This is a genomic window from Spirosoma panaciterrae DSM 21099 (assembly GCF_000374025.1).
In the GTDB taxonomy this organism is placed as follows: Bacteria; Bacteroidota; Bacteroidia; order Cytophagales; family Spirosomataceae; genus Spirosoma; species Spirosoma panaciterrae.
The window spans coordinates 243987-265360 of sequence record NZ_KB893243.1 but is presented as its reverse complement, the minus strand read 5'-3'; the positions used below and the strand labels follow the sequence as shown (position 1 = coordinate 265360).

Here is a 21374-nt window from a genome sequence, read left to right as displayed (position 1 = left end):
TACAACGGCGTGTTTGCTCAAGAGCTTGACCGTTGGAGTATCGATTTTGAGAAAGCGTCGCGGCCTGAATCAGCCCAAGGTTTTGTACCGGTGGCCAAACGATGGGTAGTGGAACGAAGCATTGCCTGGACGAACTATTTTCGGAGAATCGTCAAAGACTATGAGCATACAGCATCTTCTTCGGTCAGTTGGCTGTATCTGGCCAATAGCCAGATCATGTTACAACGAATCGAGACTTATTGCCAAAGATGATTTCCCAACATACTCTTAGTCATCTGACAATAAAATATAACTTACAAATTATCAAAAGCGGCATCTACTAAATCGGTGTCAAACTCCGAGAGGTAAATCTGCGTCGTACGTTCATCCTGGTGACCCATCGCTTCGCTGATGATACCAGTAGCCACTCCAGAGCGTTTTAACGCTGTAGCGAAGCTGTGACGCGCTACATAGGTCGTTAAAGGCGTACTGATTCCCATTTCAGCGCCAATCGTCTTTAAATCCTTATTGACCTGCCCCATGATCTTGCTGGACCGGTTATGCTTTTGGGTTGGTGTTTTGTGAAGGGCTGAATGCAAGATAGGAAATACATATTCTGTTGGGTGCTGCTTCACTCCTACCTTGTAGCGTTCCAGAATAGCCAGTGCCTGGGCAACAAGACGGATGGAGAACCGCCCCCCTGTCTTCTGGCGGATATAGCTGAGCCGAGGTTTACCATCCAGGTCAGTACCAATATTACTCCACTGAAGCAGGGCTATATCGACAAAGTTGATCCCTCCGCAGTAATAAGAAAACAGAAATAGGTCACGAGCTAGGCGTAACCGGGTAGAGGTGTCACGTAGCGATGCATATGGCCCAACGTAGTGTGCAGGCTCAAAGCTTTCTATCTTTCGGATATCCGCTTTACTAATTGCTCGTTTAGTGGTCTTGGTGTCAAACTTACCTACCTGAAATTTGTGGGTTTCGGCCGTATTACGGGCAAAAGGATAACTCTCGTATTTAGCGTATCCATTGGCAATAGCTTTGTTAAGGACGGCCCGTAGTGTTCGAAACTTAACCGACAGCGTAATGTCGGTCAGCCCTTCCGAGCGCATCTTGGTCTCCCAGCCATTGCAGAACTTAACCGTTACCTGATCAAAGGAAACGTCCTTCCCTTCACCTATATAGCGGGTCAGGTTATTCTGTACATCACGGTACACTTTACGGTTGCCTACATTGCCGGTTTTCTCAAACTGGCTGATCAGTTCATCGAAGTAAGAGAGCAGTTTAAACTGACGAGCATGCTTACGCTCATCAGCAACTTTATGGACAATGCTTTCTGCATCGTGTGGGGAGTCACTAGCGGAATATTCCTCGGCAGCATCAGTGAAACGATCTTTCCAGGCCTGTAGAGCTTTCTCTAATGCTTTGCGCTTATCAGAGGGGTAGCTTTGCCGAATCTCCTGCTTTTTTGCATTCCAGTACTGGGGATGCAAACTATAACCCGTTGTAATATGCTTGCGGGTGCCGTCCTTATGGATGCGTACTACAAACGGGTGAGAACCATCAGCCAGTGTTTTAGATGTCCACAGGACAATCTTTACCTTTGCCGTTCTCTCCCTGACTTTGAGTGACTCTGCCATTAAACAAATGCAAACCGGTTTGCACTACGGTTTGCATTTTTCAAAAATACAATCAAAACCAACAATAATCAATGATAATAGCAAAGAATATAAAACACTGACAATCAATGATATTTTATATCTAACAAAATATAACCAAGCTATCCATTTTGAGCTTCCCAAGCTGCAGGTCGCGAGTTCGAACCTCGTTTCCCGCTCACCCATAAAACCCATGAGATTCAGCCGGTTAGCAGCAATGTTAATCGGCTTTTTTCATAGTATAAAATCTCCGGTTGAAACAGGTTATACAGTTGCCTTTTCTTCACTCAGTTTGGCTGTTAACTAAAGGGTTTAGCTAAAGTAAACCAGAACAACATAACCATAACTAGAGAGGAGCTTGAGCAGGCAGAATTTTAAACTAAAGTGCCTATTCTTAAATTTGTACCTCATTAGCTCAACATAGACAACTACGAGCGAAAAGGAAGGGTTAGTTTAGCTATCGAAATGCCCAGTTAATTAAAAAATTACTAGGTTGTGTCTGTATCATATACAAGTTAATCATACCCATTAACTGACTTTCTTATCGTTTTTGAGTTTATAACACACTATGACCTCTCAACGTGAAACGATTACAGAATCGCCCAGAGAGCGGGTGCTGTTAGCAGCTTCCCGTCTGGAAGAAATACCGATAGGTGGCCAGGTAGAGCCTGCTTTCATGGCGTTACGGGCAGCACTCTGGGAACTGATCGAAGTATCGGAAGACCCCGATGCCTATATGGTAGCCTGGAATACAGTCGCTAAATATGCCTGGGCAGAACTAGTGGAGTATGAAGAAACAGGCAATACGGATGCGCTGGAGCGAATGAAAGATAAAGTGAATCAGGCTATGACGTTTTTGGAATAGACGCCTGTTAAACAATTAGCCAGGGAAAAATACATACGCTACCCGTTGAGCAGCAAGGAGTTAATTTTCCCCAAACAGCAGATAGCCCTCCTTTCATCGGCCTGTTGTGCTGAGTGCCTATAACTCCCGCAAACTGAACTCTGTACTCTTTCAGGCTTTAATATAAAGTTTCTTATACGTGACGATTTTCTGAAAACTCCTTAAGACATACATCCGTATGTAAGGCCAAACCGTTTTTGTGTGATTACGGTTGAAGCCAGTAAGCTCGGAATCATAGTTGATACCGGGCTTATTTTTTGTAGGCCTATTTTGAGCCTGCTCATCTATATCTGGCGAATAAAGCTGTACAGCCCTGTTCAAGAATCAGTTCTAGTCCAGAAAGAAAATCCGGTTGTTCGCAAGAAATAACAGATACTCCTGACTCGATGGCAACAATCTTGCTCTAGCGTGGGCCTATCCTCTATCCAGCGTTTTTACCCTTGACGAAAGCAGAATAGACTATATCTCCTGATATAGTCTATTTCTTTTGCCAAATCTATGAAACAAGTATTGGTCGGCTGGTGCAGGACCCCTTATTTCTGTTTCAGAATCTGTTGAAGCAATTGTTCCAGTCGAGCCTGTTTCTGCTCCAGTTCCTGTAGCTTCTTCTGCTGCTGATCCAACAGCTTTTGTTTTTGCTGATCCCTATTCTCCAACTGAATGCTGTATAAGGTCAACTCTTCTACTTTTTCCAGTAACGTGGCATTCATCGTTACCAGGTCAATACCTTCTCTGGCAATCTGTTCTGCCGAGGGAATACCGGGTAAATGTTTATGCTGATCGATATAAGCCGCTACCGAAGCCAATGGGCGAAGCGGATAAGCCGGAGCAAACACTTTGTCACTCCACTCATTAGGGCTATTGATTCGGAGTTGATACCGGGCTTTGATTACTTCTCCTGTTTCGCTGACCGTCAGGAATTGGTCGGTGATGCGGGCGGTAGGACTCTTATCCGTCAGGCTGGTTAATGTAAGCCCGCTCCGATCTGGTGATGGGCTAACCACCTCTAATCGATTCGATGGCTTTGAGGTGCCAATACCTACGTTTACCTGATTACCCAGAATTAAGCTATTGTTCGCGGCTACACGGCTATTGGCGCCAATTGCAATGCCATTGAAGATGCCCTCGTCGGCCTGGCTATTGTAACCCATCAGCACGTTGTCGTCGCTGGTGGTAATGGTAGTACCTGAGTTAGGGCCAATAATTATGTTGTTCGAACCAGTGGTTATGCTCCTGCCCGCATTGAAGCCCATAAACGTATTGTTACTGCCGGATGTATTGCTCGACCCCACACTCGACCCCATGAACGTGTTGCTGTTGCCAGTTGTATTGCCCGAACCCGCAGCCACGCCGACAAATACATTCTGATAACCAGTTGTGTTGGTATAGCCCGCATAGCTGCCTGCAAAACTATTGTTGTAACCCGTTGTGTTGCTGTACCCCGAATACGCGCCCATAAAACTATTGCCCGCCCCTGATGAGGTACTATAGCCCGTCTGAAAGCCAAGAAATGTGTTTGAGAAGCTGGAACTACTTTTATAGCCTGATTTTGAACCCACAAAAACGTTGGCAGAAGCCGAGCTATTTATCCCGGCAGAATCGCCAATGATGACATTGTTATGCCCTGTCGTGTTGGCGTAAAAGGCCTTTACACCGATAACCACATTTGAAAAACCAGAGGTATTCGAAAAGGCTGTTCCATACCCGATAAAGCAATTGTTGGAACCCGCCTGGTTCATAAACCCTGCCGAATTACCGATGAATATGTTCTGTTTTCCAGTCGTATTCGAAAACCCGGACACATAGCCCAGAAAGCTGTTCGCATCGCCCGTTGTTGTTTTATAGCCTGCGTAGTAGCCAACAAAACTATTTTCGGAGCCGGTACTATAGAAGCCTGCTGAGTAGCCTACCAGTACGTTATTGACCGATGTACTGTTGGTCGAGTAGCCAGCCAGTGGTCCAATCAACGTATTATAGGTACCTGGAGTAGTCGCATTGGCCGTGTTGGCCACATAATTAGTCTGAGCTAGCCCTGAAGTCATCAGTAGCCAGCTCGTCAGTAGCAGATAAACTTGTTTCATAGTCAGGAAAGCCAGAAAGAAATGCCAAAGATCTTTTGCTTTCAGGGCATGCACAATCGGATAAAGGTATGATACGGCCATCCTGTACTGACGGATTCGCGGTTCAAGGCAGTTAGCCTTCTTGACCAGCTTATCTTGGGTTAATCCCTAACAGGAAATTCATTGGGGCTCTATTGGCACTCAGACCGATTCCAGCAACCTGTGCTTACATCCGACAACAACCCTAGGTATTTTTCTCTACATTCCATTAGGTAAGCTAGCAAAAGATCTATAAAATAATCAATTCATAATCAATCAATTAATCATAAAATTCACCAGAAATCCAGTCTGGTATACTATTTAAGCAACTTATTTATTGGGCCCTCTTCACACCGATTACTCAACGCTGGGGCCCATTAAAAGATGGTTAAAATATCTCCGCAACCAACGACCCAACAACCTAGCATAGCCAGCCTGAAGGCGCTGGATGCAGCCAATTTCTTTCTGGCCGATGTTCGGGATGGGCTGGGCCCTTATCTGGCTATTTACTTATTAACCACCCTACACTGGAATGCTCAAAACATCGGTATCGCCATGTCGGTGATGGGCATTGCTACGGTAGTTGCCCAAACCCCGGCGGGTGCCCTGGTTGATCGAACCCGTCGGAAGCGCGCTTACTCAATTGTTGCCTCACTGCTGATTGCCCTGGCGGCCATCATCACCATTACTGTACCGACCTACGCAGTGATTCTGGGTGGGCAGGCTATTATGGGTGTTGCTGCCGCCTGGTTTACCCCCGCAATTGCCGCTATAACGCTGGGCCTGGTTGGCCCCAAAGCATTGGACAGACGAGTTGGACGTAACGAAACCTTCAATCACGCTGGAAACGTATTTGCCGCTCTGCTGGCAGGGCTATTGGGCTATTACGTCAGTACAAAGGGTATTTTTCTGCTCCTGGCTGCGATGTCGGTTCTAAGTAGTTTATCGGTCTGGCGCATTCAGGAAAAAGACATTGATCATCAACTAGCCAGAGGCTGCTCGGAGCAAGATGAGCCAGCCAACGACCCTACCCCTTCTGGCTGGCTGGCACTCCTCGGCAATCGCTCCATTCTATTTTTTGCGCTGGCCTGTGTGCTCTTTCATTTTGCAAACGCAGCGATGTTGCCTCTGCTTGGACAACGACTGGCCCAGGGAATCAGTGCAGGAGCCTCTTCGGCTTATATGTCGGCCTGCATTATTGTCGCTCAGCTCGTCATGATTCCGGTGAGTTACCTGACCGGAAAATTAGCCCCAAACGGCCGCAAACGACTGCTAATCATCGGCTTTGCCATATTACCCATTCGTGGGTTGCTCTATACCTTAACCAGCGACCCGATTTTGTTGGTGACCATTCAGATTCTGGACGGCGTTGGTGCGGGAATTTTTGGGGTATTGTCTATCCTGATTGTCTCAGACCTGACGCGCGGCTCGGGTTTGTTCAACACGACACAGGGAGCCATTGCTACAGCCGTAGGTCTGGGCGCTTCGCTTAGCAATGCGTTTGCCGGGATGCTGCTGCAACAGACCAGTTACCACGTTGCTTTTTTGACTCTGGCCGCTCTGGCCTTCCTTGCTCTCGGAGTGCTATGGTTTTTTGTTCCGGAAACAGGCCCTCGGGCAAACTGACGCCACCAAACTACACGGCCTGGTAGCGGGCAACCGACTGTTCTTATATTCTTCAACTGCATTGACTACATGACTAACCATACAGTTTATCGTATACTGAGTTGGCTGATCAGCTTATTTTTTGTGGCTTCGTTAACCAGTTGTCTGACCTCCCGACAAACGGCCTACACGCTAACCAAAATTGCCAGTGATAACTGTGCGATCGATTCCAGCGGTACATCGGGGTATGTTTTTCATCCGGTCGATTTAGTACCCGGCTCATCAGACGACTCGCTGCTCCGGCATCGCTACGGGGAGCGCGGACTTCGCATGGCACAGGCCGTAGGGCTCACGACTTTGCTGGTACAGGCAGCCCTGCTGGAACAGCAACAAAAACCCAGCCTACCCGCTTCGAATGAGTACCTGGCCATCCGGCAAAAAATGACCGACCAACTTCAGTTGGCCAGCTTTGATATTGCCACGGCGGTTGCCTTAGTTGATTGTGACAGCAAACGAGCTAGCTTGACAGCTACCTTACTAACCCGCCAGGAGAACAGCCGGGAAAAGCGAATGACCATCGGTGCCATCACGACGGGAGCATTGACAGCCCTAACTGTCGGTTTACTCAAATTAGGCGATCATGAGGATGGGGGTGAGTGGGTCGGCATAGGCGGTGGCTTAGCTGAAGCGGGCCTGGGTATAACCTCATTATTGCAGAAGCCCCCTAAAGCCGATTTTCAGCATCAACGCAATCCGCTCCGCGATATATGGTCGCATCCAGCTAATTCAACCGTTTTTCCACCCCTGGTGTGGTATTACCTCAACAAACCAAAATCGGAAGGTAATCCCTCCATAATCGATGGTCTGCGTAGCCGATGGGAGCTACTGCTTTCGTTGAGTGCCGAAGCGAAGCGGTCGCGCAGACGGAGTCGTCAGGAGGTCAACTACTTTGGCAACGGGGATTTTTATACGGCAGAGGATTTAACCGTCCGCTCAACGATGCTGGGGCAACTGGCTACCGAACTCCAGTTAATGAACAACGATTTAACCATCCTGCTCAACGAGATTGTACGGCCCGCCTTAAAGCGATAAGCCCGATCGTACTTTTTTGCGCTTATCCCTGAATTGCCTATCCGTTTGAGCGTTCAACAAATAGGCCGTTCAGACCCCGATATACACCCTTCACCTTTCGGGTGCCAGGTGAGCGTTCATAACAGAAAGAAGATCGCTTGTTGTTAACAATTTGACCTTTAGCGAGTTTTTTTAAGTAACAACGTTATCTGATGAACTATGAATTTCCAGGAACTCATGCTCACTTACGGCTATCCGATGCTGTTTCTCGGCGTGCTGCTGGAAAGTGAAGCCTTTTTGTTGGTTGGAGTCTATTTAGCTCAACAAGGCTACTTCTCCCTGCCAGTCGTCATAGGTCTGGCGGCACTTTCCTCATTCTGTATTACTCAGCTCTTCTTTTTACTTGGCAATCGGTACGGCTCAACTTTTATCAGCAAGCGCCCTCGCTGGCAGCTTCGTTACAATCGAATTGAGCAATTGATGAATCGCTATGGCACAGGATTGGTAGTAGGCTTTCGGGCGCTGTATGGTTTACGGGGAGCCATACCAGCCGCTGTGGGGCTGGCGGGTTTTTCCTCGGCCCGGTTTATGTTCTACAATGCGTTGGGCGCACTAGTCTGGGCCATAACGGTAGCCTTCATAGGCAACAATCTGACCCATGGGCTCCATCATCTTTATACCAGCCTTACCCCTTCCGAAACAATGGTTCTTTCGGTGACAGCCGGTTTAGGTGGTTTATTAATTCTGTACCAGCTAGTCCGACGATCTCGTTTACGAAAACAACCAATACGTGAACAGATCCAATAATTGATTGGATGGAGCCGTATCGATTCAGAATGCTAATGGCTTATATATCCCGCTGAAATTTACGGCTGAAAAATAAGCCCCTCCCTAAAAGCCTGACTTGTTCGTACGGTCGTGCTGACCTGTAAAACCCGTTCAATTGTCAATCTACCCGTCACTGTACGGCCACGAAGTCAATTCAGAACGATCTGCAGGTCTTTTTCAGCTAACTCCGTCATATGCCAGGCAAAGTACGTCATAAAGTCAAAATCGGGCGTAGCGGTAAAACTGAATAGCATAACGATAAGACTTTCCGTTGCTAACGATTACTCTATGGCTCATCCAGTCGAGGGCTTTTCCAGTAGCCTCTACACGGCCTAAACGATTGCGCTATCTACGCCAAACCGTCTTGCGAAGCCCTACGTAACCGCCCACTGCATTTGTATACAACTGTCCAAAATCGGCAGAAACACTGGCCGTTAGCGATAATCCGCCTAACCAGCTCAGTGGCATACCAAGTTGTATTATGGACGACAATTGCCTGGGCTGATTTGAGAACACTATACCATAAGTCCCTAGATTTCGGCTATATGATACTTTCGCCATCAGATTGAGTTGTCGCCCTATGCCAGCACGCATGGCCAGATGAGCTACCTGCACTCGGTTATTATTAATAATTAAGCTAGAGGGATACGAATACTCAGGCAGTATATCCTGCTTCAAAGTAATAAATGGTGTACCTAGGATGCGATTTTTGTACGCCCATCCTTCCTGATATTGTCCATTGTTGAAATAATTATCATTGCCTGATAAGCCATTCCAGGGTTCAAATATGGAGCCGCCCTGATCAAGTGTACTTAGAAACTCTAGTAGGAAATCGTCGATATGAAAACCTGATGAGCCTAATTTGGCAGGGCGAATTCGCAAACCACTTAATCCGTCAGGCGCATTTTTGAAAAACACCCCCGAAGCATCGTCGTAGCTATGCTGATGATAAAGCATCAGATTGACCGAAGCCAGTCTTAATTCAACACCCAGATCGATGCTACCCACATGGTTTCCGTATAAATTTGTATAGTCAAAAGAAGTGATTCGTGGATTATTGAGACCATCGGTTCGAATGGCCAGAAATACATTCGGAAAATCGCGAAGTTCGCCAGGAAGCTGCCCGTTTACCGCATAGCGGTAATCCAGATAGTCGGAATGGCCACCCCACTGAACATTGTGATTGATGCCGACATATCCTCGTATGGATGACCGTGGTTTACCAATCCGGAAAATAACCGATTTCTGATGCAGAAATGAATGTTGCATATAGTCGGTATTGGCAAACCAGCCGTGCGCTATAAAGGCATTGACGGCCAGCCACTGCTTACGGCCCAATGGAGCAAAACCCCGGGTTCCAAACTGAACTTTAGGGATAGGAAGCGCATTCCCCGACCAGGAATACGATCCTGATGTAAGCGTTGTATCTACCAATCCGATCACCTCCCGTCGACGGCCGACTACGAATTCAATTTGCCGATGTGCAAGAGAAAGATAATACTCGGGCGCCAGCAACTGATTCTGTTTTCCAGCATTGCCTACGGCCTCGACATTATACGTAAGTCGCCACGCTCGATCTGGCGATCTACGAGTCGTATCCGAAAGTAGTATGGTTCCTTTTGCACCTACCCGCACGGTGCCTATAGGGGCCGAGTTCGGAACAGTCCCAAATTGATTAGCCCGAAGCCAAAAAGGCATTCGATCGTTGGTTGAAGCAAACGCTCCAACCTCTACATAAGCCTGATGAGAACTTCCTGTCTGAGCGTATACGGTTTGATATATACTAAAGAAGAGGGCAAATAATAAGTACAAATGATTCATATGTAAAGATACTAACTCCTATGTATAATCTACCATGAACAGGCGGTAGTAGTTAACTTTTGACGAATTTTAGTACCAAAACAAGGTCGATAGCATACAAATTAAACAAACGATACTATACAGGTAGTAGCTTTCCGAATAGAGTATACGCCTTATTCTGAGTATACGGACAATATTTTGGCAAACAGGCCTACAACCTGGCTATAAAGAAAGGGGCTGGCGGAGCTAAACAACAAAGCCCGGCAAATGCCAGGCTCGTTGCAGCTTTTCTTAACTTAACCTATCTAATTCTATTGCATAGCAATTGTGCGGTTCGTTTGCTGAACAGGCTGAGTCACTACATTCACCTGTTTGGTAATGCTTCCTTCAGCAGATTTTATTTCCAGTTCATATTCGCCATCTGCCAGGTCGTTGATATTTAGCTTTACTGCGTATCGTGTTTCCTTTTTCCCCATGATACGCTGATAGAGAACTTCCCGATTTTTATTCCGGAGAAACACTTCAACCGGTTGATCGGCAGACTTCTGAACGGCCAGCCGAATTTGATGATCGGTAGTAACATACGCGCTGGCATCGAAAGAAAGCGTTTTGGGAGTAGTCGGATTGAACAGAGTTGAAGCGGTCAGGAGGAAAGCAGCAGTCAGGTTTGTCATTAGTGGTAACATGGCAGTGTTGTGTTTAACGTTTAAAGGATGTTGTTTACTGGTATGCCATTTATAATCCAAAGCCTGTGCCAACCACAGCCACCCACTGACAATCAATGCTTTACCTATTTGTCATTACAAACGCGCTGTCCACTAGTGGACAAACTCTGTTCGATGGCGGACAAAGCGGACACAAAAAAAGTCCCAACTTATGCCGGGACTTCAGTAGGGTAGTCGAGAAAAATTAACAGCCTTCACATACCGCTGATAATTCGTGCATACACATTGTTGGCAGGGTTGGTATCGTACGTTCGACTGCTATCGTTCGTGACATTGACAGTCACATTCGACGTACTGCCTGCGTTGGCCGAAGTTCGCGTAATCGTAACCCCCAGTATGGAAGTTCCGCCAGAGCCGATGGATTGCCCGGCATTCATCGTTATCGAAAGCTGCTGATTATCCACATTACGGCTAATAGACCACTGCCCATTGTTTACGGATGTTGTTCCCAACCCCGATACGTTTATAGCCGTCAAGTTTTTGTTAAATGACAGGGTATAACCTGATGGGGCCGAAATGGTAACGGTTACGCTGCCAGGAGGTGTAGCTTGTCCTTCTGCTTCAAAAATATTTACCGCAAAATTACGGAAATCGTTCGCGTTAAAGTTCGACTGAGGCAGCACTATTGTAGGGCTCAGGTCAGGCGCCAGATAAATGAATTTATAGAGCGCTCCTGCATCCCGGCTTAAGTAATATAGTTTTCGGTCTGGTCCTGTTGATAGGTTTAGGGAGCTCCCCGGAAGGCCGGTAGCAAACGACGACGACGTAGCGGGGGTAGTCGACAGATCGAGGCTATAGATCCAGTTACTGCATAAATCCTGATAGAAATAACGACCAACAAGGCCGGGCGGGTACGTTGTGCTAGTCGGATTGAAAAACGCGCCCCCCGTAATGGCGCAACCACTCCCATTTCCTGAGTGCGGATAGGCAAAAACAGGATTTGTATAGGCAGAGTTGCTGCTGGTTCCTTCGGCATTAGGCCAACCAAAATTCAAACCCGCCGTTGTAGCGTCATTGATTTCTTCCCATGTACTTTGCCCAACATCGTTTACAAAAATTCGTCCTGTACCTGGTTGAATAGCTATCGTATAAGGGTTACGCAGCCCATAGCTCCAAATCCGTTTTCGGGACTCTGATCCGGCCGGAAACGGATTGTCGGCCGGAGCGCTCCCGTCCGAATTGATCCGTAGCACTTTTCCCAAATAGTTATCCAGGTTCTGTGCATTGGCCCCATTCGCATTTTCACCAACGCCAACATATAGTTTTCCATCGGGGCCAAAACACATAGCTCCACCGTTGTGGTTGGTTGCACTACTCAATGGAGTCAGGTCCAGAATCACGGCTTCACTACCTGTCAGAGCCACGTCACCATTGGCTGTATATCGGCTGATGCGATTATGAGCTGGCGATCCCGGAACCGTGTGATATAGATAAACGTATTGATTGGTGCTAAAGTTAGGATCAAGGGCTATCCCGATCAGTCCTCTTTCTCCGGTGGCATCTACTGTCAATTGAATAAAAGGGGTAGTCAGCAACGTTCCATTTTTAATGACCCGCAAAGCTCCTCCTTGCTCCGTTACAAAAATGCGCCCATCAGGAACAAACGCCATAGCCGTTGGCCCGGTAAGACCATTGGCTACCTGAACCTGACTAAAGCTCGCCGGAAATGTCTGGGCCTGACCACGCTCAGCTGCCAGCAGTACCAAAGCCCATATGAAAACGAAACCAGCAATACGGGTCTTCTGCTGATTGAAAATTGACCGATTAAGCGGTGCCAGATGGCCCATTACCCTGTAAAAAGTTGTCATAAAACGTTGGCTTATGAATGAAACAAAGCGTACAATAACCCAACAACTCCAACCTTTACATCAGTGTTTTTTAATATAAAATTATGTATATATAATACATTAAAAACTTCATTGGTATATCAAAAGAGTAACATACAATTCGTTCGCTGAAGGGCTAGTCAAGTGTTTTTAGGCCAGACAAGCCATCACCTTCAGAACGGTATGCTGGAGCTCTTCGATGGTATTTGGTTTTACCAGATATTCGGCTGCGCCCAAATCAAGATAGTCTTTTTTCTCCTCTGAATTATATTGAGCAGAAAGCAGATAAATAGGGATATGCTGGCAACAAACGTGTTCTAGAAAGGTCGTCAACCAGGCTTTATCCGAACCGTATGGGACAATTCCGTCCAGAACCATGGCTCTTGGTTTACTATCTAGCTCAGTAGTGTAGGCCAGAAACGCTTCGGCAGACGGAAACCAGTGCAGTTCAATTGGATCGGCCCACTTCTTAAAGCCGAACTGCCAAAACAAAAAGTCTTCCTCGTCTGCATCTAAAAAAGCAATCCATTGCTGAGGTACTACAGGTGTCATTGTCAATACTAAACAAACGTTCTATACACTTGCGGATCACGTTTAGAATACTCCTATTGAAGCCACTTTGTTTGCAGTTTTTTCATATGATAGTAGGTCAAATGTTTTTAATCTTGTTTATCAATAGAAAAAATGCACATTAATTCCTCTATATTTACTCTTGCCTATTCAGGCTAATTTATAGATGACTCAACACGCAAATCAGGCAGTATTTATCGCCGACGACGATGAAGACGACCGCTTTTTATTAGAGCTAGCCTTTCAGGCACATAGTCCTGAATGTCAGTTAGTATTTGCTGAAGATGGTATGGCCTTGATCGATGTACTGGTACACAGCCCGTTTAGCCCTTGCCTGATCGTACTGGATTTGAACATGCCCCGTTTAAATGGCTTTGAAGCGCTGACCGTTTTACGAAGTAATCCTCTATACCACCATACACCAGTCATTATACTAACTACTTCAAATTCTATAAGTGAACGCCAGTTAGCCTATGACCTGGGAGCCAATGATTTTATTTCAAAACCGATGAACCTGGAACTATTAGGGGAAGTAGTTCGCAAAATTCGACGACACTGGCGCCTGGATGCCTGTCTGTAAGCCCTTTGACTGCTCAGAACTAACTTAACGCCATTGAGGAGCCGTCAAAACCGACAGTTTACTCATCATCCAACTGAACTGTCCGTTTTTAATGGTTCAGATAGTACCGACAGCACCAGCTTTATTTCGGCCTCTATCCGACCAATCAGGTCCTGTACAGTTTTTTTCTCGAATTGCTCCAGGTGTTCGGCATCGAAGGCCAGTTGTGCCAAAACAGGCATACCTGCACTCAGGGCCGTGCCTCTCAGTTTATGCCCGGTCGCTTTAATGCCAGTTAGTTTCTCATCGCCAAGCTGCTGTAAAAAAGCGGATAGGGAGCCTTGTAATTCTATTTCAGCCGCTTCAATTAACATACTGGCAAAATCAGCATCGTCACCTGCCATCATTTTTATAACCTGAGGGTCAAAGTGCATTTCCTGATTTTCGCTTTGTTCCGCCGGTTCGTCTCCCTCTGCTGATGTTCCCAACCAGGTCTGAAATAGGTTGACAATAGCCGCTTCGACAATCGGCTTTGTGATAAAATCATCCATTCCGGCAGCAAGGCACTTTTCTCGTTCGCCCTTGACCGTACCAGCTGTGAGCGCAATAATTGGAACAGGCTTTCCTTCTTCCAGTTCACGAATTCGCTGGGTAGCTTCATATCCATTCATGATGGGCATCTGAATGTCCATTAATACAAGATCAGGCTTGTGTACGCCAAAAGCTTGGACAGCCTCCTGCCCATTAAATACTTCAATCACCTGAGCATCAGGCATTATTCGCCCAATGATGGTTTTGGTCAGGAGTTGATTCACCATATTATCTTCTGCCAGCAGGATCTTCACTGAGCCTACCCCAACCTGAACCGGCTGACTGGGGGCATCGGTAGTTGCTGGCTCATCCTGATGAACAATACGCGACAAAGCTCGGTATAGCTCAGTCATTTTCACGGGCTTAACCAGGCGCTGATTAATCCCTAAGGATTCACTGCTGCGAATAATGCGCTCGTCGTCGGACGAGCTATGCAACAAAATAACCACCTGGTCGTCGGCGGCCGGTCCGAAGTTGTCCCTTATCTTTTCAATCGTTTCCAGACCATCCATAAACGGCATATGATAGTCCATCAAAATCACATCGAAGTGTTTATTACGACTTATTTGCTGCAGAGCCTCGAATCCGTTGCTGGCTTCTTCGACATTGATTTGCCGCAGCAGAAACATCTGCCGTAAGATCAGGCGGTTGTTTTCGTTATCATCAACAATCAATACGTTTTTGATCAGGCTTATATCCCGCCAGATGATGGGGTCACCGGGTTCGGTTTTGAGCGTCACGTCGAAGAAAAAGCAACTTCCTTCACCAGGCTTACTAACCAGCTGAAGGCGGCTACCCATTAGGCCCAATAGCCTGTTGGAAATGGTTAGCCCCAGCCCTGTGCCGCCGTATTTTTTAGTTGTTGATGGATCTTCCTGAGAAAAAGCATCAAAAATACGCTCCTGCATTTCGGGTTTTATGCCGATACCTGTATCCCGCACCTCAAACCGGAAGGTTGTAACCCCTTCTGTCGATTCATCGATGGGCTTTATTTTTAGTTCGATCTCCCCTTTTTCGGTAAACTTCACCGCATTGCCCAGCAAATTGACCAATATCTGCTTCAGGCGTACCGAATCGGAGTAAATAAAGCGTGGCAAATTGGCCTGTAGGTTGAGTAGCATCTCAAGGCCTTTGTTCTGTGCCTGATAGGTAATAATATCGGCCGCCTGACTGCTGATTTCGTATACATCGATCTTTTCAAAAGCCAGTTCCAGCTTGCCAGCTTCGATTTTCGAAAAGTCCAGAATATCATTGATTGTGCTTAATAAAGCATTGGCCGACTGGTCAACGATCGACAGATACTGATGCTGGGTTTCGGTCAAGGATGTTTTGAGCAATAAATCCGTAAAGCCAATAACGCCATTCAGCGGAGTCCGGATTTCATGACTCATATTGGCCAGGAATTCGGATTTAGCCACACTGGCCTGCTCGGCCTGGCGCTTTGCTTTTTTGAGTTCGTCGCGCTGCTGGCAGGCTTCCGTAATGTCCTGTGTATACATCATGATGCCGCCTATAGACTCATCAAACTGGTACCACGGTCTTACCTCCCAACACAAATACTGATCGTGATCCCAGCCTTCGGGCCGCCAAACGTACTCGTCCTGCCGTTCTACAGCTCCATTGACACATCGATCAAATATTGCCCGCCAGTTTTCCGACATGCCAGGAAATACCTCATAGAGCGATCGACCAATTACGCTATCCGTTAAGCGATAGTCCTCCATCCATCGTTTACTAACCGCCAAGTAATTGACATGCCGATCAAACATGGCGACTGCCGCTGGTGCGTGCTCAACAAAGGCAGCCAGTCGTAGTTTTTCATTGATTAATGCCTGTTCAGCCTTTTTCTTATCGTCGATATCCTGAAAGGCCCCGTATACACGTTTACAGATTCCATCTTCAAATTCAGGTGTACCGACTATACGCACCCATATTTCCCGGTCGAGCGCGGTAATGATCTGTAATTCAATATCGAATGGAGTTCCTTTTTCAATAGCCCGATCAACAGCCTCAACAATTAAGTCATAATTCTTCCCTTTAAAGAACGTTTCGCCGGTATCGAGCATCGGCACGTAATCGTCCGGTACGTCGTGAATAGCCTTGGTTACGGCCGACCAATGCATGGTTTTCCGAACCATATCGGCCTCCCAGGTGCCAATTCGAGCCACTTCGTTGGTCTGTTCCAGCATCTGCTTGGTCGTTCTCAGATCAACTTCAAGCTGGTGACGACGTGTAATATCGATCGCATTGCCAATGACGTACGGCTCGCCGTCCAGTTCATTTTCGAGAACATTGGTAAATAGCCAGATTTGCAACGACCCATCTTTATGAAGGGTATGCATAATCCCGCTTGCCTTACCCGTTTTCTGAATGCTTTTAAAATAAAGCCCTAGCCCTTCATGCTGCTCCTGGGGCACTATATCCTGCAAACGCCGACCAATGATTTCTTCGGGTGTGTACCCTAGTGCCTTAGCTCCTGCCGTATTGACACTTAAAAAGGTTCCGTCGAGCGCATGCGTACACATAAGCCCGTGCGAGTTTTCGAAGAAAGATCGAAACTTTGATTCAGACTGAAACAGTCGAATTTCTTTCTGCTTTTCTTCAGTAACGTCACGCGCAATGGCAAACAAGTAACCTGTTGCCGATTCGGGCGTAGCTACCCACTGCAAATGCCGATAGGTACCATCCTGGCAACGAAAGCGGTACGTAAAGTTGAGTGTTGGCCTACCAGCCGCCAACTGATTTATTTCTCGCTGTGCCTCCACGCGATCGTCAGGATGCACCAGATCAAACAGGGATGTAGATAATAAATACGCTTCATCCCATCCCAATACCTGCCGAAATGCTGGATTGATCTTCTTTAAGTAGCCATCTGTACCTGATACAAAAATCAGATCGTTGGAAAGGGTAAACAGATTTTCAAAATAGATCAGCTCCTGTTTCTGTCGATGTTCTACAATTAATCCTATGGCTATTTCGCCCAGCAGTTTCAATGCCTTTTGCTGGTCTTCGGTTAGCTTTCGGGGAGCCCGATCCAGTACACAAAGCGTACCCAAGGCATTTCCATCCGAATCCACCATCGGATAGCCTGCATAAAATCGAATATTTGGATTCTCAGTAACGAGAGGATTGGCCCTAAATCGATCATCCAAAGCAGCATCCTCTACTTCAAAGAGTTGGCTATCCAGAATGGCATGGCTACAAAAAGCGATATCCCGACTGGTTTCCTCCATATCCAGCCCTACTTTCGACTTGAACCATTGCCGATCTTCATCAATTAAGGATACCAGGGAAATAGGCGTCTGACAGATTAATGAGGCCAATTCAGTCAGTCTGTCAAAAGCCTCTTCTGGTAATGTATCAAGGATTTGATATCGATGCAGAGCCTCTAGTCGCTTATCTTCGTTGAGTGGATAAGGCATATTATTTAATAATTGATCTAAACGAGAATAAAGATACAGCCGCAAACTACACAAGTTCTTAATATCTATTATTCGTTAATTTTTAAGTATTGTTCTGTATTTTAACTATACAAATTATTTACTCAGTAAACCATTTTTTACCGATTTACATGATAAAGTTTCTTTAGTAGTGCTGTTGTGCATTAGACCATACCTAACGTTTTGTTAATAAGCCAATTAATTCAGCAGTTGATAATTCAAAAAACGCTGGCCCTAATAGAACCAGCGTTTCTAAATATCCTTTTTCCAGTCGTTCTCATCGACTTGGTTACAAAATAGATATAATTTTCAATAAACGGTAACTTATTAATTATGCGGCTCAGGCGAGGGCCGTTTTTTGTTCAGATGAATGGGTGGAGCAAGGCTCTTCTAAACATAGTCAATACACCTATAGTGCTTTAAATCCCTGACGATTTCAGCCAATCCAGTACATACCTGACCGAGAGATTACTACTTTAAAACAAACGACAACAAATAACATTCTTTCATATACCATTTTGTTAATTTAATGTATATATAATCTATAAATTTTAAGTAGCAGCACCATATAATAGTTTTATACAATTAAAATTTAACAATAGACTGCAAAATACGCATATACTATGTATATGATTTATATTTGTCAATAAAACCTAACCTATTGTTACCATAACATCATGAATATTTCATTGAGTGACGAAGAAATGATTCGTCATCACTTACCTCATCAACCCAGTGAATGCTTTGAAACACTTTATACGCGTTATGTAAGCAAGGTTTATAAGCAGTGCTTATCAATGACAAAAGACAGTGAGCAGGCACAGGATTTTACCCAGGACATCTTCCTGAAGGTATTTAATAAGCTGGATGCCTTTCAGCAGCGGTCAAGCTTTTCTACCTGGATTTATGCAATTGCCTATAATTATTGCGCCGATCAGCTCCGCCTGGCAAAGCGGCTGCCGACCGTAACTTTAGGCGATGGTATGGAGCAAACCTGGGATGGCCCGGCAGAAGTGTCTGTGCAGGATGATATGCTACAACTCGTGGCGCAGGCTATGGAACGCCTTACCGTTGAAGAACAGCGTCTACTAAGGCTAAAATATGAAGATGGGCTGAGCAACGAAGAGATTGCCGGTCTATACAATATCAAACTCAGCGCGGTAAAAATGAGGCTCAAGCGAAGCCGTGAACGCGTGCAACGATTGTATAGCTACTATTTACAAGTCTGATCTGATCTTTACTCCTTGCCTGTGCACCGTATCTACATAGTCTGGTCTCACAACCGACTATGTAGATACCCCACTTTGTAGAGCCAAAGAAATTCGTTTTATCCCAGGCAGGGAACCTGCTAACCATCAAGCCCTAACGTTACCTATTTGCCTCAAAGTCAGCTCCTTACGTATACAGGACCAGCGTCGTCGTGAAATGGGAAGTGCCTGACCCGTAGCCAGGTGCACAAACACGCCGGCCGGAGTAAACTCAATCCGATCTATAAACTGCCGATTTACCATATAATGGCGATGCAATCGGATAAACCAAGTCGACGGGAGTTTAGCCTCCACTCGTTTGAGCGTATAGGACACTAAAACCCGCTGCCCATTCGTCCAGTGTAGCCAGGTATAATTTTCTTCTCCCTTCAAAAAAACCAAGTCGGCTACCGACAGCCACTGTGTACCCCGCTCAGCATTATACACACGCATAGGAGGCCAGCAATGCAAGTCCGATGAGTTTACTGCTGATGAATCGAAACGAAAGGTCATTGACAAAATACAGATTTAACAACACGAATGTTAACCTATTCTATAGCTTTTAAGTATACTTTATGAACAATAACTCTCCTTAACCGAATGCCTCATCCTGTAAACCCTGATCCTATCGAGTATCAACGTTTATCCTCCCTATATGCGAGTTCATAACTATATCTACCTAGACACAATAATAAACAAATTATATAAACATATACATTATCGGTAACAAAAATTTAGAACTTATTCAACATCAATCGGGTCAGGTGTCTAATCATTTGACCAGTTTGCAGTTAGCTCACGTCTGACGATTATACCTAAACCATACCTACTACTTGAATCGTTGTATAGTTAGAATAGACTTGTACTACCATCTGGGACAATTCCGGGAAATAATCTTACATTCATTCCTATCTCGTCCAGTAAGGCACAACACCAGTACAACAAAACACGCTAGTTATGAACTATTATAACTCAATCATCGACACGATCGGCAACACGCCACTGGTGAAATTAAACAAAGTGACAGAAGGCATTCGGGGAACAGTGCTGGCCAAGATCGAATACTTTAACCCGGGCAATTCAGTAAAAGATCGTATCGCCATTCGCATGATTGAAGATGCCGAAGCACGAGGCATAATCAAACCGGGTGGTACCATTATAGAGGGCACCAGTGGGAATACAGGTATGGGACTCGCTCTGGCCGCTATCGGAAAAGGGTACAAGTGCATCTTTACGATGGCCGACAAGCAATCGAAGGAGAAAATTGACATCTTACGCGCTGTAGGGGCCGAGGTCGTTGTTTGCCCTACCAATGTTGCCCCTGACGATCCACGGTCGTATTATTCCGTTGCCAAACGCCTAAATCGGGATATACCCAACTCGTTGTATCCAAATCAGTACGATAACCTGGCCAATACAGCCGCCCATTACGAAACAACGGGCCCCGAAATCTGGCGTGATACCGACGGAAAAGTCACGCATTTTGCCGCCGGTGTGGGTACAGGAGGAACCATCTGTGGTACCTCTAAATTCCTAAAAGAGCAGAATCCAGCCATTGTCTCTCTAGGGCTCGATACCTATGGATCTGTTTTCAAAAAGTACAAGGAAACGGGGGTTTTCGATGAGGGTGAAATCTATCCGTACCTTACCGAAGGAATCGGCGAAGATATTCTCCCTAAAAATGTTGATTTCAGTCTGATCGACCAGTTTATTAAGGTCACCGACAAAGATGCGGCTATTATGACGCGCAGGCTGGCCCGGGAAGAAGGATTATTTGTGGGCTGGTCGTGCGGCACGGCCGTGCATGGTGCTTTGGAGTGGGCCAAAGAAAATCTGGACGACGAGGATGTACTGGTTATTCTTCTCCCCGATCATGGCACTCGCTACCTGGCGAAAATTTATAGCGATACGTGGATGAAAGATCATGGTTTTCTGGAAGATCGTGCCTTTAAGACCGCCCGCGATATTATTCACCATAAAAACGGAAGCCCAACCGATCGACGTTCGCAGCTTACAACGATTGGCTCCGGAGTGTCGGTTAGCCAGGCCATTCATGTGCTGAATCGATACGGTATCTCGCAAATTCCAGTAACCGACGATACCGGACATATTGTAGGCAGTTTAACCGATTCAGCTATATTGACCAAACTCATCGAAGAGCCTACCATCAAAGATCATCCGGTTAGTGAGGTGATGGATAAGCCGTTTAAATTCGTAGGGCTCGATAATACCATCGATGCTCTTTCTTCGCTTATCGACCGCGATAATAAAGCGCTGCTTGTCCGGGATGAAAAAGAGCAGGTCCATATCATTACCCAGGCCGACTTACTGGCCGCTATGACAAGCTAATCGATTTCTGTAAGTTACCTAAAATCAGAAAGTTATGGTAACGAGAACAGCCTACTCACAGAAGAAGACGTAATGTGAATGTATGATGTAGGATGTAGGATATATGATATATTTTGTCTA

General features: G+C 46.0%; 16 protein-coding genes and 1 pseudogene. 9 read left to right on the top strand and 8 right to left on the bottom strand.

The genetic code is table 11. The features are described from left to right. A pseudogene (locus B153_RS0133390) lies at positions 1–252 on the top strand (IS5 family transposase); the annotation flags it as partial. 41 nt (positions 253–293) lie between these two features. On the opposite strand, the gene B153_RS0133385 reads toward B153_RS0133390, so the two are convergent. Then, on the bottom strand, positions 294–1622 hold the full coding sequence (locus B153_RS0133385; RefSeq protein WP_020601114.1) for a site-specific integrase: 1329 nt from the start codon (positions 1620–1622) through the stop codon (positions 294–296). A gap of 7 nt (positions 1623–1629) precedes the next feature. Between B153_RS0133385 and B153_RS0133380 the strand changes: the two genes are divergently transcribed. Both B153_RS0133380 and B153_RS0133375 read left to right on the top strand, forming a co-directional pair. Continuing rightward, positions 1630–1947, top strand: coding sequence for a hypothetical protein (locus tag B153_RS0133380; protein ID WP_020601113.1), 318 nt, complete (start codon positions 1630–1632; stop codon positions 1945–1947). A gap of 261 nt (positions 1948–2208) precedes the next feature. Then, positions 2209–2505 carry a hypothetical protein gene (locus tag B153_RS0133375; RefSeq protein ID WP_020601112.1) on the top strand — a complete coding sequence of 99 codons (297 nt, stop codon included), beginning with the start codon at positions 2209–2211 and terminating at the stop codon, positions 2503–2505. A 572-nt stretch (positions 2506–3077) separates the two neighbouring features. On the opposite strand, the gene B153_RS0133370 is transcribed toward B153_RS0133375, so the two are convergent. After that, positions 3078–4625 carry a serine-rich family protein gene (locus tag B153_RS0133370; protein WP_040762487.1) on the bottom strand — a complete coding sequence of 516 codons (1548 nt, stop codon included), beginning with the start codon at positions 4623–4625 and terminating at the stop codon, positions 3078–3080. Positions 4626–5027: 402 nt separating this feature from the next. Here B153_RS0133370 and B153_RS0133365 point away from each other — a divergent pair, with 402 nt between their 5' ends. The 3 genes from B153_RS0133365 to B153_RS36320 all read left to right on the top strand — a co-directional run bounded on the left by B153_RS0133365 (position 5028) and on the right by B153_RS36320 (position 8126). Then, positions 5028–6269 carry an MFS transporter gene (locus B153_RS0133365; protein ID WP_020601109.1) on the top strand — a complete coding sequence of 414 codons (1242 nt, stop codon included), beginning with the start codon at positions 5028–5030 and terminating at the stop codon, positions 6267–6269. A gap of 69 nt (positions 6270–6338) precedes the next feature. Beyond that, on the top strand, positions 6339–7340 hold the full coding sequence (locus B153_RS0133360; protein ID WP_020601108.1) for a hypothetical protein: 1002 nt from the start codon (positions 6339–6341) through the stop codon (positions 7338–7340). Positions 7341–7538: 198 nt separating this feature from the next. After that, a complete protein-coding gene (locus B153_RS36320; RefSeq protein WP_020601107.1) occupies positions 7539–8126 on the top strand; it encodes a DedA family protein in 588 nt (195 codons plus the stop codon). A gap of 366 nt (positions 8127–8492) precedes the next feature. Here the strand turns inward: B153_RS36320 and B153_RS0133345 are convergent, their stop codons facing one another. From B153_RS0133345 to B153_RS0133330, 4 genes are all read right to left on the bottom strand, one after another. After that, positions 8493–9845 carry a capsule assembly Wzi family protein gene (locus B153_RS0133345; RefSeq protein WP_157635019.1) on the bottom strand — a complete coding sequence of 451 codons (1353 nt, stop codon included), beginning with the start codon at positions 9843–9845 and terminating at the stop codon, positions 8493–8495. A 413-nt stretch (positions 9846–10258) separates the two neighbouring features. After that, positions 10259–10633 (bottom strand): DUF3244 domain-containing protein, encoded by a 375-nt coding sequence (locus B153_RS0133340; RefSeq protein WP_157635017.1) that lies wholly within the window; start codon positions 10631–10633, stop codon positions 10259–10261. 233 nt (positions 10634–10866) lie between these two features. Next, the gene (locus tag B153_RS36315; RefSeq protein ID WP_083928277.1) at positions 10867–12480 is read right to left on the bottom strand and encodes a PQQ-dependent sugar dehydrogenase; all 1614 of its coding nucleotides are present in this window, start codon (positions 12478–12480) and stop codon (positions 10867–10869) included. Positions 12481–12648: 168 nt separating this feature from the next. Next, on the bottom strand, positions 12649–13050 hold the full coding sequence (locus B153_RS0133330) for a response regulator (RefSeq protein WP_020601102.1): 402 nt from the start codon (positions 13048–13050) through the stop codon (positions 12649–12651). A 184-nt stretch (positions 13051–13234) separates the two neighbouring features. On the opposite strand from B153_RS0133330, the gene B153_RS0133325 reads away from it, so the two are divergent. After that, positions 13235–13648 (top strand): response regulator, encoded by a 414-nt coding sequence (locus B153_RS0133325; protein ID WP_020601101.1) that lies wholly within the window; start codon positions 13235–13237, stop codon positions 13646–13648. A 65-nt stretch (positions 13649–13713) separates the two neighbouring features. Here the strand turns inward: B153_RS0133325 and B153_RS0133320 are convergent, their stop codons facing one another. After that, complete coding sequence (locus tag B153_RS0133320) at positions 13714–17640, bottom strand: PAS domain S-box protein (RefSeq protein WP_020601100.1); 3927 nt, start codon at positions 17638–17640, stop codon at positions 13714–13716. Between the two features lie 695 nt (positions 17641–18335). On the opposite strand from B153_RS0133320, the gene B153_RS0133315 reads away from it, so the two are divergent. Further along, positions 18336–18887, top strand: coding sequence for an RNA polymerase sigma factor (locus tag B153_RS0133315; protein ID WP_020601099.1), 552 nt, complete (start codon positions 18336–18338; stop codon positions 18885–18887). A gap of 126 nt (positions 18888–19013) precedes the next feature. Here the strand turns inward: B153_RS0133315 and B153_RS0133310 are convergent, their stop codons facing one another. Continuing rightward, positions 19014–19358, bottom strand: coding sequence for a LytR/AlgR family response regulator transcription factor (locus B153_RS0133310; protein WP_020601098.1), 345 nt, complete (start codon positions 19356–19358; stop codon positions 19014–19016). A 504-nt stretch (positions 19359–19862) separates the two neighbouring features. Here B153_RS0133310 and B153_RS0133305 point away from each other — a divergent pair. Continuing rightward, on the top strand, positions 19863–21254 hold the full coding sequence (locus B153_RS0133305) for a cystathionine beta-synthase (RefSeq protein ID WP_020601097.1): 1392 nt from the start codon (positions 19863–19865) through the stop codon (positions 21252–21254). Positions 21255–21374: the final 120 nt, after the last annotated feature.